At 71.2% G+C, this 15,891-nt stretch carries 9 protein-coding genes; 5 read left to right on the top strand and 4 right to left on the bottom strand.

Annotation, left to right across the window (positions count from 1 at the left end):
- Positions 1 to 181 precede the first annotated feature (181 nt).
- Complete coding sequence (locus AC3AGO_RS21215) at positions 182 to 2,506, top strand: glycosyltransferase (RefSeq protein WP_487821804.1); 2,325 nt, start codon at positions 182 to 184, stop codon at positions 2,504 to 2,506.
- 132 nt (positions 2,507 to 2,638) lie between these two features.
- On the opposite strand, the gene AC3AGO_RS21210 is transcribed toward AC3AGO_RS21215, so the two are convergent.
- The gene (locus AC3AGO_RS21210; protein WP_487821803.1) at positions 2,639 to 7,660 is read right to left on the bottom strand and encodes an NAD-glutamate dehydrogenase; all 5,022 of its coding nucleotides are present in this window, start codon (positions 7,658 to 7,660) and stop codon (positions 2,639 to 2,641) included.
- A 483-nt stretch (positions 7,661 to 8,143) separates the two neighbouring features.
- Between AC3AGO_RS21210 and AC3AGO_RS21205 the strand changes: the two genes are divergently transcribed.
- Positions 8,144 to 8,713, top strand: coding sequence for a DJ-1/PfpI family protein (locus tag AC3AGO_RS21205; RefSeq protein ID WP_487821802.1), 570 nt, complete (start codon positions 8,144 to 8,146; stop codon positions 8,711 to 8,713).
- On the opposite strand, the gene AC3AGO_RS21200 is transcribed toward AC3AGO_RS21205, so the two are convergent.
- Positions 8,703 to 9,410 carry an HAD family hydrolase gene (locus tag AC3AGO_RS21200; protein ID WP_487821801.1) on the bottom strand — a complete coding sequence of 236 codons (708 nt, stop codon included), beginning with the start codon at positions 9,408 to 9,410 and terminating at the stop codon, positions 8,703 to 8,705. The two genes, AC3AGO_RS21205 and AC3AGO_RS21200, sit on opposite strands and share 11 nt — an antisense overlap.
- A 122-nt stretch (positions 9,411 to 9,532) precedes the next feature.
- Positions 9,533 to 10,045, bottom strand: coding sequence for a DUF6912 family protein (locus AC3AGO_RS21195; RefSeq protein WP_487821800.1), 513 nt, complete (start codon positions 10,043 to 10,045; stop codon positions 9,533 to 9,535).
- A 268-nt stretch (positions 10,046 to 10,313) separates the two neighbouring features.
- On the opposite strand from AC3AGO_RS21195, the gene AC3AGO_RS21190 reads away from it, so the two are divergent.
- A complete protein-coding gene (locus AC3AGO_RS21190; RefSeq protein ID WP_487821799.1) occupies positions 10,314 to 10,913 on the top strand; it encodes an Rv3235 family protein in 600 nt (199 codons plus the stop codon).
- Positions 10,914 to 10,991: 78 nt separating this feature from the next.
- On the opposite strand, the gene secA is transcribed toward AC3AGO_RS21190, so the two are convergent.
- On the bottom strand, positions 10,992 to 13,811 hold the full coding sequence (gene secA, locus AC3AGO_RS21185; RefSeq protein WP_487821798.1) for a preprotein translocase subunit SecA: 2,820 nt from the start codon (positions 13,809 to 13,811) through the stop codon (positions 10,992 to 10,994).
- Between the two features lie 231 nt (positions 13,812 to 14,042).
- Here secA and AC3AGO_RS21180 point away from each other — a divergent pair, with 231 nt between their 5' ends.
- Positions 14,043 to 14,666, top strand: a complete 624-nt coding sequence (locus tag AC3AGO_RS21180; RefSeq protein WP_487821797.1) for a GNAT family N-acetyltransferase — start codon at positions 14,043 to 14,045, stop codon at positions 14,664 to 14,666.
- Positions 14,667 to 14,701: 35 nt separating this feature from the next.
- Positions 14,702 to 15,862: a winged helix-turn-helix domain-containing protein gene (locus tag AC3AGO_RS21175; RefSeq protein ID WP_487821796.1), complete on the top strand. Its 1,161-nt coding sequence runs from the start codon at positions 14,702 to 14,704 to the stop codon at positions 15,860 to 15,862.
- Positions 15,863 to 15,891: the final 29 nt, after the last annotated feature.

Here is a 15,891-nt window from a genome sequence, read left to right as displayed (position 1 = left end):
CACCGGCCACTGAGCGGATCGAAACAGACCAGCAGGCCACGCATGGGGCCTACGCCGTCTTTGCCGCCCTCATGGTCCTTATCCCGCCAAGTCGCATCTTCACTACATCGAGGGAAAAATACCTGTGAATCGGGCATCCGCCATGCCCGGAGCGCCACACGGGTAAGGACGCCGACCGGACATGAAGATCGCTTTCCTGCTGGACAACGCGTACGGGATCGGGGGCACGATCCGGTCGACCGTGAACCTCTCGCGCGCGCTCGCCGCACGGCACACCGTCGAGGTCGTGAGCGTCCGGCAGCACGTCAGCAGCACCGCCCTGCCCTTCGACCCGCGGGTGACCCTCACCCCGCTGATCGACCTGCGCCGCGACTCCCCCGCCTACGACGGCGACGACCCCCGTTTCCACCGCCCCAGCGCCCGCTTCACCGAGGGCTCCGACCACTTCGAACGCGGCATCGCCACCCACCTCGGCGACGTCCGCCTCCGCGACTATCTGCGCGGCACCGACGCGGATGTGGTCATCGCCACACGCCCCAAGCTCGTCGACGCGCTGGCCGCCCACGGCAGCGACCGGTACCTGCGGATCGGCCAGGAGCACCTGACGCACGAGATGCACAGTCCGCACATACGCGCGCAGCAGGACGCCGCCATCACGCGGCTTGACGCGTTCGTCACCGTCTCGTACGCCGACGCCGCCGGATACCGCGCGACGGTCCCCGGGAGCCGCTCACAGCCCGGCCGCAGCGGCGTCACGGTCCTCTGCATACCCAACGCCGTGCCGGCTCCCGACGTGGAACCCTCGGACGGCGACAGCAAACTGATCGTCGCCGCCGGACGGCTCCTGAAGATCAAGCGCTACGACCGGCTGCTGCGCGCCTTCGCGCTGGTGGCCGAAAAGCACCCGGACTGGCGGCTGCGTCTGTATGGTCGCGGGAGGCGCCAGGACCAGCTGCGCGCGCTGATCGACAGCCTCGGCCTGTCCGACCGCGCCTTCCTGATGGGCCCGCACTCCCCCATCGAGGCCGAGTGGGCCAAGGGCGCCATCGCCGCGGTGTCCTCCAGCGCCGAGTCGTTCGGCATGACCCTCGTCGAGGCGATGCACTGCGGCGTGCCCGTGGTGAGCACCGACTGCCCGTACGGCCCCGGCGAGATCATCACCCACGGCCGGGACGGACTGCTCTCGCCGCTCGCCGACGACGAGCGCGCAACCGTCCGCTCGTACGCCGACGCGCTGCTTCAGCTCATCGAGGACCCCGCGCTGCGGCACAGGATGGGCCGCGAGGCCCTCCAGCGTGCACAGCGCTACGCGCCCGACAGGATCGCCGCCGAGTACGAGCGGCTCATCGAACAGCTCAGCGCCAATCTGTCCCCGCGCCGCAGGGACGCGGCCGAACTCCCGCCGCCCGTCGTCCCGTTGCCCGTACGGCCCGCGGGACGGCCGCCGCTGCGCCGCCGTGTGCGCCGTACTGTCGCACCGGTGGCCCGGCCCGTGGCGCGGATGCTGCGCGGACAGCGCCCCGTTCCGGGGTCCGGTCTGCGCCGCCAGCGTGCCCGCGTACGGGCCGAGGCGGACGGCTCGCTGACCGTACGGCTGGACGCGGCCCAACTGCCGTACGGTGAACGGTCCCTGCTGCTCCGGGCCCGGCACATGCCGGACGCCGAGCCCGTACGCGTCCCGCTGCCGGCCTCCGGCGGCGACGACGGCCGCTGGGTCACCGTGCGCGTGGAACGCGGCACACACGCGCTCCTGCCGGAGGCCCGCTGGGACACGTACGTGGAGCGCGCCGCGGACGGACGGCGCCGGCGCGTACACGCCGAACTGGTGGAGACCGCGCGCCTGCTGAGCGCTCCCGTCCCGCTGGACGGGGACGGCGCGCTGGTGCCCTGGGTGCCGTACACCACGCGGGACGGCTATCTGGCCGTGCACGCCTGGCACCGGCGGGGGCACGCCGAAGTGGACCGGATCACGCTGGACAGGCGCGGCTTCCGGATCCGGGCGATGCTGTACGGCAGCGCCGCCGCACCGCCCGCCGCCGGAGAGGGGGCCGACGCCGCCGTGGAGGGGACGGACGGGGCCGGCACGGCGGGGGACGGTGCGGAGTGCTCGCTCGTGGCCGTGGCGCGCTCGGAGGACGAGCACAGCTTCGAACTCCCCGTACGGGTACGGGAGAAGCACGACGGTGACCGTGCGCCCGTGGTCGAGGCCGAGCTCCCCTACGACCTTCCGGCCGCCCTGGACTCCGGGGCGGGGAACGTCACTTGGGACCTGTGGCTGCGCCCCGGCGGCGAGGCCCCGGCCGTCCGGGTCGGCCGGATCCTGGGCGACCTGGCGGACCGCCGCGGTACGGACGTCACTCCGCCCGTCGCCCTGGGCGGCACGGCCGCACGGCTGCGCTTCACCGCCACGAACGACCTGACGCTGTCCATGCGTCCGGCTCCCGCGCACGCCGCCGAGGCGGAGCGGACGGCCGCACCCGGGGAAGCACCCGCCAAGACGGCGTGACCGGCGCGCGGACAGCCGGACCCGCGGACAGCCGAAGGGGCGGGCGGAAAACCGCCCGCCCCTTCATCACGTTCAGCGCCGGACTGTCAGCACCGCCGGCGCCGGACTGTCAGCGCTGTCGGTGCAGAACTGTCAGCGGTTGCTGCGCAGCAGCGTCCGCATGGTGCGCATCGCCACGGACAGGTTCGCCAGGTCGAACGTGTCGGAGGACTGGATCTCGTCCAGCGTCGCCCGCGCACGGGAGAGCACCGTGGCGTTCTTCTCCTCCCACGCCTCGTACCGCTGGCCCGGCGTCGCATCCTCGCTGCCCGCCGCCAGCACGTCGGCCGTCAGCAGCTGGTGTGCGGCGTACAGGTCCTCGCGGATCGCGGCCCGCGCCATGGACTGCCAGCGGTCGGCGCGCGGCAGCTCGCTGACCCGCGACTGGAGCTGCGTGATGCCGAGTTCGTCGGCGAGGTCGTAGTAGACCGCGGCGACGTCCAGCAGCGGATTGTCCGTACGCCCCGTCACGGCGACCACGTCCAGCGCCGGGAAGGCGGCTTCGAGACCCGCCACCCGCAGCGCCAGTTCGGCCGGCACGCCCGCGTTCTCCAGCTGCTCGTACAGCTCCTGGAAGACCTCCTGGTCATCACCCTTGAGCAGCTTGGGCAGCTCGCTCCAGACCTCCTCGACCCGGTCCCGGAACAGCTCGATGGTCTCGGCCAGCTGGAGCGGCTGCGGGCGGTTGTTGAGCAGCCAGCGGGTGCCCCGCTCGACCAGCCGCCGGGAGTGCAGCCGGATGCTGGTGAGCATCTCGTCGGAGACCTGGTTGTCCAGCGCCTCCACGGCGTCCCAGATGTCGCCGAGCCGGAAGATCGCCCGGGCCGCGGTGTGCGCCCGCACGATCTCCTCCGTCGAGGCGCCGGACTCCTCCTTGAGCCGGTGCAGGAAGGTCGTTCCGCCGGTGTTCACCGTGTCGTTGACGAGCACCGTGGTGACGATCTCGCGGCGCAGCGCGTGCGCGTCGATCTCCTCGGCGAACTGCTCCCGCAGCGGCTGCGGGAAGTACGCGTGCGCCAGCCGCTGCAGGTACGGGTCGTCCGGCAGCCCGGTACGGACAAGCTCGTCCGTCACCGTGATCTTGGTGTAGGCGAACAGGACGGCCAGTTCGGGCTGTGTGAGGCCCTGGCTGTTGGCCAGCCGCTCGCGGATCTGCTTGTCGCCCGGCAGGAACTCCAGCGAGCGGTTGAGCTTGCCGTCCTTGACCAGCTTCCTGATGTACCGCTGGTGAGCGTGCAGCAGGCTGGGCGAGCCCTCGACGGCGTTGGCCAGCGCGGTGTTCTGCGCGTAGTTGTTGCGCAGCACCAGCTCGCCGACCTCGTCGGTCATGCCGGCCAGCAGCTTGTTGCGCTGCTTGACCGTCATGTCGCCGTTCCTGACGACCGAGTTGAGCAGGATCTTGATGTTCACCTCGTGGTCCGAGGTGTCCACACCGGCACTGTTGTCGATGGCGTCGGTGTTGGTACGCCCGCCGCTGGAGGTGGGCCCGCCGCCCCGCGCGTACTCGATCCGGCCCAGCTGGGTCAGGCCCAGGTTGCCGCCCTCGCCGACGACCTTGACCCGCAGGTCCTGGCCGTCCACGCGGATGGAGTCGTTGGCCTTGTCGCCGACGTCCGCCTGCGTCTCGGTGGACGCCTTCACGTACGTGCCGATGCCGCCGTTCCACAGCAGGTCGACCGGCGCGCGCAGGATGGCCCGCATCAGTTCGGCCGGCGTCATCTTGGTGACCCCGGCGTCGATGCCGAGCGCGGTCCGCACCTGCGGGGTGATCGGCACCGACTTGGCGCTGCGCGGGTGCACGCCGCCGCCCGCCGAGATCAGGTCGGTGTCGTAGTCCGCCCAGGAGCTGCGCGGCAGTTCGAACATCCGCCGGCGCTCGGCGTACGAGGTGGCGGCGTCCGGCTCCGGGTCCAGGAAGATGTGCCGGTGGTCGAACGCGGCCACCAGCCGGATGTGTTCGGACAGCAGCATGCCGTTGCCGAACACGTCGCCGGACATGTCGCCGACGCCGACCGCCGTGAAGTCCTGCGTCTGCGTGTCGTGGCCCAGCTCGCGGAAGTGCCGCTTGACGGACTCCCACGCGCCGCGCGCGGTGATGCCCATGCCCTTGTGGTCGTAGCCCGCGGAACCGCCGGAGGCGAAGGCGTCGCCGAGCCAGAAGCCGTACGCCTCGGCGACCTCGTTGGCGATGTCGGAGAACGTCGCCGTGCCCTTGTCGGCCGCGACGACCAGGTACGTGTCGTCGCCGTCCCTGCGGACCACGTCCTCGGGGGGCACGACCTCGCCGCCGACCAGATTGTCGGTGATGTCGAGCAGACCGGAGATGAAGGTCTTGTAGCAGGCGATGCCCTCGGCCTGCCACGCCTCGCGGTCCACTGCCGGGTCGGGCAGCTGCTTGCCGACGAAGCCGCCCTTCGCGCCGACCGGCACGATGACGGTGTTCTTCACCTCCTGCGCCTTGACCAGCCCGAGGATCTCCGTACGGAAGTCCTCCCGCCGGTCCGACCAGCGCAGACCGCCGCGTGCGACCTTGCCGAAGCGCAGGTGCACACCCTCGACGCGCGGCGAGTACACCCAGATCTCGTACTCCGGGCGGGGCGCGGGCAGTTCGGGGATCGCCTGCGGGTCCAGCTTGACCGACATGTAGTCGTGCGGTTCGCCGAACCGGTCCTTCTGGAAGTAGTTCGTGCGCAGCGTGGCCTTGATGACGGTGAGGAAGGCCCGCAGGATGCGGTCCTCGTCCAGGCTCGCCACCTGGTCCAGCGCGCCGTTCAGCTCCTCCAGCAGCCCGTCGGTCAGCTCGTGGCCCGCCCGCGCGCGCCCCGGCGACATGCGCGCCTCGAACAGGCTGACCAGCAGACGTGTGGTGTGCACGTTGTGCCGGAGGGTGTCCTCCATGTAGCTCTGGCTGAACGTGGCGCCCGCCTGCCGCAGGTACTTGGCGTACGAGCGCAGCACCATCGCCTGCCGCCATGTCAGCCCGGCGGACAGCACGAGGGAGTTGAGCAGGTCGTTCTCCGCCTTGCCCGTCCAGACGGCGGTGAAGGCCTCCTGGAAGCGCTCGCGCGCCTCCTCGCCCAGCTCGTGCTGGCGCTCCATCGTCACGGCGGGCAGCCGCAGCCCGAAGTCGTAGATCCAGGCGCGGGTGCGGTCGTTGGCGCGCAGTTCGTACGGCCGCTCGTCGACGACCTCGACACCGAGCGCCTGCAGCACGGGCAGCACGGCGGACAGCGAGACGGGACGGCCCGTACGGAAGATCTTGAAGCGGCGTTCGCCCTGTGCCGCGCCCACCGGCTCGTACAGGCTGAGCGAGAAGTCGCCGTCCCCGGCGTCCTCGCGGCCCTTCGCGCCGCGTTCCAGACGTTCGATGTGCTGGAGGTCGGCGACGGCGGCACGCGGCGCGAAGTCCGCCTTGTAGCCCTCGGGGAAGGCCTGCGCGCCCCACCGGTGGCTGACCTCCGCGGCCTGCTCCTCACCGCACTCGGCGACCAGGGCCTCCGAGAAACCGTCGGCCCACGAGCGCGCCGCCTCGGCGAGACGGGCCTCGATCCTGTCGGCCTCGGCGTCGCTCAGCTCGGGCAGCGAGGCGCCCGGCTCGACCCGGATGACGAAGTGCAGCCGGGACAGCACCGACTCGGTGTTCCAGGCGGTGAAGTCGACACTCTTGCCGCCGAGTTCCTCGGTCAGAATGTCGATCAGCCGCAGCCGTACGCCCGTCGTGTACCTGTCCCGCGGCAGATAGACCAGCGCGGAGAAGTAGCGCCCGTACTCGTCGCGGCGCAGGTACAGCCGCAGCTTCCGGCGCTCCTGCAGATAGAGCACCGACGTCACGATGGAGCGCAGCTCGTCGGCCTGCGTCTGGAACAGCTCGTCGCGCGGGTACGTCTCCAGGATCTGCAGCAGGTCGCGCCCGGCGTGGCTGTCCGGCGTGAAGCCCGAAGTGGCCAGCACCTCCTCGACCTTGCGGCGCACGACGGGCACCCGGCGCACCGACTCGGTGTACGCGGCGGACGAGAACAGCCCGAGGAAACGTCGCTCACCGACCACGTTGCCGTCGGCGTCGAACTTCTTCACCCCGACGTAGTCGAGGTACGAGGAACGGTGCACCGTCGAGCGGCTGTTGGCCTTCGTCAGCACCAGCAGCCGGTGCTCGCGGGCCTTGGCCCGGGCGTCGGCCGGCAGCCGGTTGAAGGACGGCGAGACGGGGTGGCCCTCGCCCGTGGAGTCGGTGTGGTGCGGATCCGAGCGGAGGATGCCGAGACCGGACCCGGGGACCGGCGAGAGGACCAGCTCCTCCTCGTCGTCCGCGTCCTCCTCCGACAGTGCGTACTCGCGGTACCCGAGAAAGGTGAAGTGGTCGTCGGCCAGCCAGCGCAGCAACTCCCGCGCCTCGCCGACCTCCTGGTCCGCCAGATCCGGTGCGAGCGGCTCCTCCTCCAGCTCGTCCGCGATCCGCACGGCGGCCGTCCGCATCTTCTGCCAGTCCTCGACGGACTCCCGGACGTCGGACAGGACGCGCAGCAGATCGCCGTTGATGCGCTGCAGATCCTCCCGGTCGGTCTCCCGGTCGATCTCGACATGGATCCAGGACTCGGTGACCGCGTCGTGCGGCAGCTCCTCGCGCTGCCGTTCGCCATCCGGGCGGTACGGGTCGCGGCCGGCGTCCAGCACCTCGAGCAGCTTGCCGGTCACATCGCGGCGGACCACCACCTGCGGGTGGATGACCACGTGGATGCCGCGGCTGTCCCGGGAGAGCTCGTTGGTGACCGAGTCCACGAGGAACGGCATGTCGTCGGTGACGACCTCGACCACGGTGTGGGTGCACGTCCAGCCGTGCTCGTCGACGGACGGGGTGTAGACCCGTACGTTCGCGGTGCCCTGCGGGCGGTCCTGGGCGAGGCGGTAATGGGCGAGCGCGGCGCCGAGAATGTCGACCGGGTCGCGGTCGGCGAGGTCCTCGGGGGCCGTGTGCAGGTAGTAGCGCTGGAGGAGCGCCTCCAGGGCGCCGTTCTCAAGGCCCTGTACCGGGTGATTTCCCCCGGCGGAGCTTTGCTGAGCTACCCGTGCGGCCTCTGCGAGCCGCTCGGCCTTTGCTTCGTCCAGCTTGGTCTGCATGTCCTCTGGCTCCTGTCGCGCGCCGTTGCGTGACGTCGGGTATGGCGAAGGCACGGCGCGGAACGCGGGGGTGTCCGCTCGGGTTCTGCGCCGGGCCGCGGAAAACGACCAGCGGCGCACCGAGCGCTGTTGCGCGGTGGGCGCGCGTCGGAGGCCGCGTCCTCGACGCCGCCTCCGGGGGATATCGCGCTGATCACGTACGTAAGGCTATCGCCCCGCACCCGGTGCCCGTCATGGTCCGTATGTGTACAAAACCCGGTGCCCGACTTTGACGATCCGGACAGCGCGCCGGGAGCCGGAACGTGCTGTGTGCCGGAACGCTGCTCCCGTCCGGCTCCGGACCGGCCCGCACGCTTGGCAAAACCGCCGCTCCGGAGCACGTTGGGCACAGCAGTCAGGCGCACATTGGACACAGCAGTCAGGCACAGCAGATCGGGCACAGCAGTCGGGCACGGCATCCGAACCGCTCCGGAGGTGGCCAGCATGACCGCGAACATCCTCATCGTCACCGGCGACGCAGCCGAGTCGCTGGAAGTCCTCTACCCGTACCAACGGCTGCGCGAGGAGGGCTACAACGTGCACATCGCCGCCCCCTCGCGGAAGAAGCTGCAGTTCGTCGTGCACGACTTCGAGGACGGCTTCGACACCTACACCGAGAAGCCCGGCTACACCTGGCCCTCCGACCTCGCCTTCTCCGAAGTCGACCCCGGGAACTACGTGGCGCTGGTCGTCCCCGGCGGCCGGGCGCCCGAATATCTGCGCAACGACGCCGAACTGCGCAAGATACTCAAGGCGTTCTTCGACGCCGACAAGCCCGTCGCACAGATCTGCCACGGCCCGCTGCTGACAGCCGCCATCGGAGGCCTCAACGGCCGCCGCGTCACGGCCTATCCGGCGCTGGAGATGGACATACAGGCGGCCGGCGCGACGTACAAGGACGCCGAGGCCGTGGTCGACGGCACACTCATCTCCTCACGCTCCTGGGTCGACCACTCCGCCTGGATGCGCGAATTCCTCACCGTGCTGCGCGCGAAGGCCCCGGTCAGCCCCTGACCGCTATCTCCTCCGCCACCTCGACGGCCTCCGCCAGACTGTCGACGACCGGCGCCCCGGTCTCCGCCAGGCTGGCGCGGCTGTGCGAGCCGCCGGTGTAGAGCACCGCGCCGGCGCCCGCGTGCCGGGCCGCCAGCGCGTCGTCCGCCGCGTCGCCGATGACGACCGTACGCGCGGGGTCGACCCCGCCCGCCGCGGCGAGCTCCCGCAGATGGGCCGCCATCTGTGGGCCCTTGCCCCGCCCTCCGGGGAGCACGTCCAGCGGTCCGCCGACGCCGTCGACGCGCAGGAAGTGCCGCTCGATGCCGTGCGTGCGCACCAGCGGCAGCAGCTGCGCGTGCGGCGCGAGGGAGCACAGCGACTGGGTCCGCCCCGCCGCGGCCCCCGCCCCCAGCAGCTCCGCCGCACCGTCGGCCAGGGCCACGCCCTCCAGCCGCAGCGCGTACTCACGGTGGAAGACCTCGTCCATGACCTCCCACTCCGCCTCGGTGGGCAGCCGCCCCAACAGCCGCTCGTAGAACCGCTGCACAGGCACGCAGTACAGATCGCGGTACCGCTCCAGCGTGATGGGCTCCATGCCGAGCTCCGCGAACGTGGCGTTCGTGGCGTCGATGACCGCGTGGATGTCGTGCAGGAGCGTGCCGTTCCAGTCCCACACCAGATGCGCGCGCCGTCCGTTTTCGTTCCCCGATCCCATGTGCACGACGGTACGTGCAGGGTCCGACAACGGATACGGAATTACTGCCGCCCCGGCCGCACTCAGGACGCCCGTACGGTCCGGGGCGCCGCGCCCGCCCCTCGGGGCGTCCCCTCCGGGCGTCAGCCGAACAGGCCGGGGATCTCCTGCGTCGCGTACCAGAGCAGCTCGTGGTCCTCGGCACCGTCGACCGTGAACGACGCGTCGTCGTCGCCCAGATCGGCCGCGCCCAGCGCCTCCGCCGCCGCGGTCACATCCCGCTCGGCGAGCCGCGCGTCGACATGCGCCGCCGCCACCTTCGCCATCGGGAGCGGCCCCGCGATCCGCACCTCGCCCAGCGCCTCGTCGCCGAGCGCGTCGTACGGGGCCGCGGTCACCGCGCTGTCGGAGGCGTCCACGGCCACGACCACGCGCAGCCGCGGCGCGGCCGGGTCGAGGGCGAGCAGGCGCAGCGAGGCCCGCGCGGCCCTGCCGAGCGCCGCGTACTCCAGCTCCTCGGCGTCCTCGGACACATACCATTCGCGCAGCGCGGGCGTGACCGCGTAGGCACGGACCTCTCCCTGGTCCGCCCCCAACTCACCCGCCTTGTGCGCCTCTTCGAGAGCGGGAAGGGTCAGAGGGACATAGACGCGCATGGCTGCCGCTTTCGTGTATGGCCGGACGGTCTGCCACGCCAGGATAAGGGCAGCGCCCGCGCGCGGCCGCGCGCCTCCGCCCGGGGAACCCGCAGGTGACCGACGCGCGGGGTCAACCCCGCAGACACCGGCACGACTGATAGGTGAACTGTTCCGGCGGCCCGGCACCCGCCCCGGAGGACATTGCGGCGCCGTGATCACCCCCGCTACAACCGGTTCGACGCGACCGCACCGGCGGCCGCCGCACGGCCCGCCACCGGGGGACACCATGACCACTGCACGGCCCACGACCACGGCCCGGCGCCTGACCACGGCCCGGCCCTTGACCACGGCTCCGCCCACACCTCCGGCCACGGCACCCGCCGCGGCCCCGACCGCCACGCCTGCTCCCGCTCCTGCCCGCGCCGGCACCGCGGCCTCCGCCGGCGCCCGCACCACCACGGGCCCGGGCGGCCCCGCGCGTCCGCCCGGACGCCGGGACACGCGCCGCCCCGGGGGCCGCACGGGGCGGCCGCCCGCCGCGGCTCCGGCCCACTCCCATCTGCCGCACCAGTGGTTCGCCCAGCAGCTGCTCCTCGTCCTGAGCGGGCGCCGCCCGGTCCACGCCCTGCTGCGGCATGTCTCGCCCGCCGTCTACGAGCAGCTGAACCGGATCGCCCCGCAGGCGCCGCTCGCCGCACGCGGCACGGACCGTACGGCGCCCGTACTGGTGGGAGTCGGAGCGCAGCGCCCCTGCGAGGGGGCGGTCGAGGCGTTCGCGCGGATCGCGGCGGGGCGGCACCGGCGGGTGATGGCCTTCCGCCTGCAGACCTGCGACACCGGCCCCCGCTGGCGCTGCACCGCCCTCGAACTGGACGGCCTGGCATAGCCCGTGACGCCTCCGGCCCCGGACGCACGAGCGCCCGGGCCCCTTCCGGGACCCGGGCGGCTCATGTCGCGTCAAGCGCTACTTCTTGCGCCGCTTGCCCTTCTGGGCCTTGCGCCGCTCGGCACGGGTCATGCCGTCCGCCTCGGAGCGGTACGGACTGCCGTCGGTCTCCAACTCGCCCTCCACGACGCCGCCTTCGGCGGTCGGCGCGGAGAAGTGCAGCCGGTCCGGGCGCTGCGGCTCGTCCAGGCCCTTCGCGTGGATGGCCGGAGCGGCACCCGCCGGGGCCGCGTCCCGCGGCTCCTTCGCCAGCGACGCCCGCTCTTCCGGGGCCGCCGCGGTCTCGACCGGGACCTCCTCGACCTGCTGCTCGACCTGGACCTCCAGGTTGAACAGGTAGCCGACGGACTCCTCCTTGATGCCCTCCATCATGGCCTGGAACATGTCGTAGCCCTCCCGCTGGTACTCGACCAGCGGGTCCTTCTGGGCCATCGCGCGGAGGCCGATGCCCTCCTGGAGGTAGTCCATCTCGTAGAGGTGCTCGCGCCACTTGCGGTCCAGCACCGACAGCACCACGCGCCGCTCGAGCTCACGCATGATGTCGGAGCCCAGCTCCTCCTCGCGCGCGTCGTACTGCTCGTGGATGTCGTCCTTGATGGACTCGATGATGAAGTCGGAGGTGATGCCCTCGCGGTCGCCCGCGGCCTCCTCCAGCTCCTCCACCGTCACCTTCACCGGGTAGAGCTGCTTGAACGCGCTCCACAGCCGGTCCAGGTCCCACTCCTCGGCGAAGCCCTCGACGGTCTCGGCCTGGATGTAGGCGTCGATCGTGTCGTCCATGAAGTGCCGCACCTGCTCACGCAGGTCCTCGCCCTCCAGGACGCGGCGCCGCTCGCCGTAGATGACCTCGCGCTGCCGGTTGAGCACCTCGTCGTACTTGAGGACGTTCTTCCGGATCTCGAAGTTCTGCTGCTCGACCTGCGACTGGGCCGAGGCGATCGCGCGGGTGACCATCTTGTTCTCGATGGGCACGTCGTCGGGGACGTTGGCCATCGCCATCACGCGCTCGACCATCTGCGCCTTGAACAGCCGCATCAGGTCGTCGCCCAGCGACAGGTAGAAGCGGGACTCGCCCGGGTCGCCCTGACGTCCGGAACGGCCGCGCAGCTGGTTGTCGATACGGCGCGACTCGTGCCGCTCGGTGCCCAGCACGTACAGCCCGCCGAGGTGCTTGACCTCTTCGAACTCGGCCTCGACGGCCCGCTCCGCCTTCTCCACCGCGGAGGGCAGCGCCGCGGCCCACTCGTCGATGTGCTCTTCCGGGTCCAGGCCCTTGGCGCGCAGCTCCTTCTCGGCGATGCCGTCGGCGTTGCCGCCGAGCTTGATGTCCGTACCACGGCCGGCCATGTTGGTGGCGACGGTGACCGAGCCCTTACGGCCGGCCTCGGAGACGATCACGGCCTCGCGCTCGTGGTTCTTCGCGTTCAGCACCTCGTGCCGGACACCGCGCTTGTCGAGCTGCTTGGACAGGTACTCGGACTTCTCGACCGAGGTGGTGCCCACCAGCACCGGCTGGCCCTTCTCGAACTTCTCCGCGATGTCGTCGACGACCGCGTCGAACTTCGACACCTCGGTGCGGTAGATCAGGTCGGCCTGGTCGACGCGCGCCATCGGGCGGTTGGTCGGGATCGGCACCACACCGAGCTTGTAGATCTGGTAGAACTCCGCGGCCTCGGTCATGGCCGTACCGGTCATGCCGGAGAGCTTGTCGTAGAGGCGGAAGAAGTTCTGCAGGGTGATGGTGGCGAGCGTCTGGTTCTCGTCCTTGATCTCCACCCCTTCCTTCGCCTCGATCGCCTGGTGCATGCCCTCGTTGTAGCGGCGGCCGGCGAGGATACGGCCCGTGTGCTCGTCGACGATCATGACTTCGCCGTCCATGACGACGTAGTCCTTGTCGTTCTTGTAGAGCTCCTTGGCCTTGATGGCGTTGTTGAGATAACCGACCAGCGGGGTGTTCACCGACTCGTAGAGATTGTCGATGCCCAGCCAGTCCTCGACCTTCGCCACACCGGACTCGTGGATGGCGACGGTGCGCTTCTTCTCGTCGATCTCGTAGTCGCCGGTCTCCGGCTTCTGCGTCCGCGGGTCGCCGGCCTCGCCGAGCTCCAGCCGCTTCACCAGCTTGGCGAAATCGCTGTACCACTTCGTCGCCTGGTCGGCGGGACCCGAAATGATGAGAGGCGTACGCGCCTCGTCGACCAGAATCGAGTCGACCTCGTCGACGATGGCGAAATTGTGGCCGCGCTGCACGAGCTCGTCCTTCGACCACGCCATGTTGTCGCGGAGGTAGTCGAAGCCGAACTCGTTGTTCGTGCCGTAGGTGATGTCGCAGTTGTACTGCTCACGGCGCTGCTGCGGCGTCATGTTCGCGACGATGCAGCCGACCTCCAGGCCGAGGAACCGGTGCACCCGGCCCATCCACTCGGAGTCGCGCTGCGCGAGGTAGTCGTTGACCGTGATGATGTGCACACCGTCACCGGAGATCGCGTTCAGATACGCGGGCAGCGTGCCGACGAGGGTCTTGCCCTCACCGGTCTTCATCTCCGCGACGTAGCCGTGGTGCAGGGCGGCACCGCCCATGATCTGCACATCGAAGTGGCGCTGCCCCAGCACGCGCTTGCCGGCCTCGCGCACGGTCGCGAACGCTTCCGGCATCAGCGTGTCGAGGCTCTCGCCGTCCGCGTACCGCTGCTTGTACTCGTCGGTGAGCGCCCGGAGCTCGGCGTCCGACAGGCCCACGAAGTCCTCTTCGATGGAATTCACCTGCCGCGCGACGCGGTCCAGCTTGCGCAGGATCTTCCCTTCACCTGCGCGCATGAGCTTGCCGAAGACGGACACTTGGGGTGGCTCCTTGCCGGTCGGGCCTGGCACGGTCAGTGCGCGGGCACGGCGTCCTCTTTCGTTGCCGAGGGCCCTGCCGCACCGGCCATCGTATTGCAGGGGCGAGGCCCCCTGTACCCCTAACGTGCCGGAGCCCCGGAAGGTGCCGTGCGGCACGCGGGGCCACAGCCCGCCGGCGATCCTCACGTACCGGCCACAACGGCCGCACCGCGGCGGCACAATCGGGGGATGGACCCGATCACGCTGAGCACCGCTCGCCTCCTGCTGCGCCCGCTCGACGAGCGGGACGTGGACGCGGTGACGGAGGCCTGCCAGGACCCGGAGATCCTGCGCTGGATCCCGCTCCCCGAGCCGTACGAGCGCGTCCACGCCGAGCAGTTCGTCCTCGGCGTCAGCGCACTCGGCTGGCGCGACGACACGATGTACAACTTCGGCGTCTTCACCAAGGACACGGGTGCGCTGGTCGGTTCCATGGGTCTGGTGCGGCTGGAGCTGCTGCGCGCCCCCGAGCGGCAGGCCGAGATCGGCTTCTGGACGGCCAAGGAGCAGCGCGGCCGCGGCTACACGGCCGAGGCGGGACACGCCGTCACCGAGTGGGCGTTCGGCACGCTCGGCGTGGAGCGCCTGGAGTGGGTCGCGCAGGTGGGCAACGAGGGCTCGCTCTCCGTCGCACGGCGGCTCGGATTCGTGGAGGAGGGCGTGCAGCGCGCCCGCATAGTGCACAGGGGCACGCGCCGGGACGCCCGGATCGCTGCCCTGCTGCCATCGGACAGGGGGCGCATGTCGCACACCCCCTATCTGCCCGCGCGCACCGGCCCCGCGGGCGCCCCGGAGGCGTCCGACGCACGCTGACCGTGCTGTCAGTGGCAGCCCCTAGGGTGTGCCGCATGCCGAACGCCGCTCTTTCGCTCTCCGCTGACGAGGCCCGCCGGATCGCACTGCGCGCGCAGGGGCTGCTCGGCGCGCCGGACCGCCGCGCCGGTGTGCGCGGACTGCTGCGCCGGCTGGGCGCCGTGCAGCTGGACACCATCTCGGTGCTGGCCCGCTCGCACGAGCTGATTCCGTACGCGCGGCTGGGCGCGGTGGGACGGGACACCGTGGAGTCGGCGTACTGGTCGGACGGACACAGCTTCGAGTACTGGTCGCACGCGGCGTGCATCCTCCCGGTCGAGGAGTGGCCGCATTTCGCTTTCCGGCGGCGGGCGTTCAAGGAGCGCGGCCGCCGCTGGCACTCCATGCAGGACCGCGAGGGCTCCTGCGCGTACGTCCGGGACCGCCTGAAGACCGAGGGCCCGCTCACCACGGCCGAGCTGGGCGGCGGCCGGAACGGCGGCGAGTGGTGGGACTGGTCCGAGACGAAGATCGCCGTCGAGTGGCTGCTCGACACCGGCGAGGTCGTGTGCACGGAGCGGCGCGGCTGGAAGCGGGTGTACGACCTGGCGGAGCGGGCCGTCCCGGACGCCCTGCTGCACGACGACATCGACGACCGTGAGTGCATGCGCCGCCTCGTGGAGCAGGCCGGTTCCGCGATGGGCGTGGCGACCCGCGCCGACCTCGCGGACTATCACCGGCTGAAGGGCGACCAGGTCGACGCGGTCGTCGGGGACACCGGGCTGGTGCCCGTCGAGGTGGCCGGCTGGGGCAAGCCCGCATGGGCGGATCCGGCGGCCCTGGAGGCGGCACCGCGCGGCCGGCACCGTACGACGCTGCTGTCCCCGTTCGACTCGCTGATCTGGGACCGGCCGCGTACGCAGCGGATGTTCGGCTTCACGCACCGGCTGGAGGCGTATGTGCCGAAGCCGAAGCGGGTGCACGGCTATTTCGCGATGCCGCTGCTGGCCGGCGGCAAACTGCAGGGCAGGGTCGACCCGGCCCGCGAGGGGCGGACTCTCGTGGCACGCCAGGTGTCCATGGCGGGTCCGAAGGCGGTGCGGCCGATGGCGCAGGCGCTGTGGGAGGCGGCCGGCTGGGTGGGCTGCGACGAAGTGCGCGTCGAGCGCTTCGACGATCCGCGGCTCGCGGCGGAGCTCACCGCGGCGCTGGGCTGACCCCGGCTACCGGGCCTGCGGGTCGGCGG

The sequence above is a fragment of the Streptomyces sp. BL1 genome, assembly GCF_057628045.1.
The sequence above is the reverse complement of the archived record's forward strand: the minus strand, read 5'-3'. Positions and strand labels throughout refer to the sequence as shown.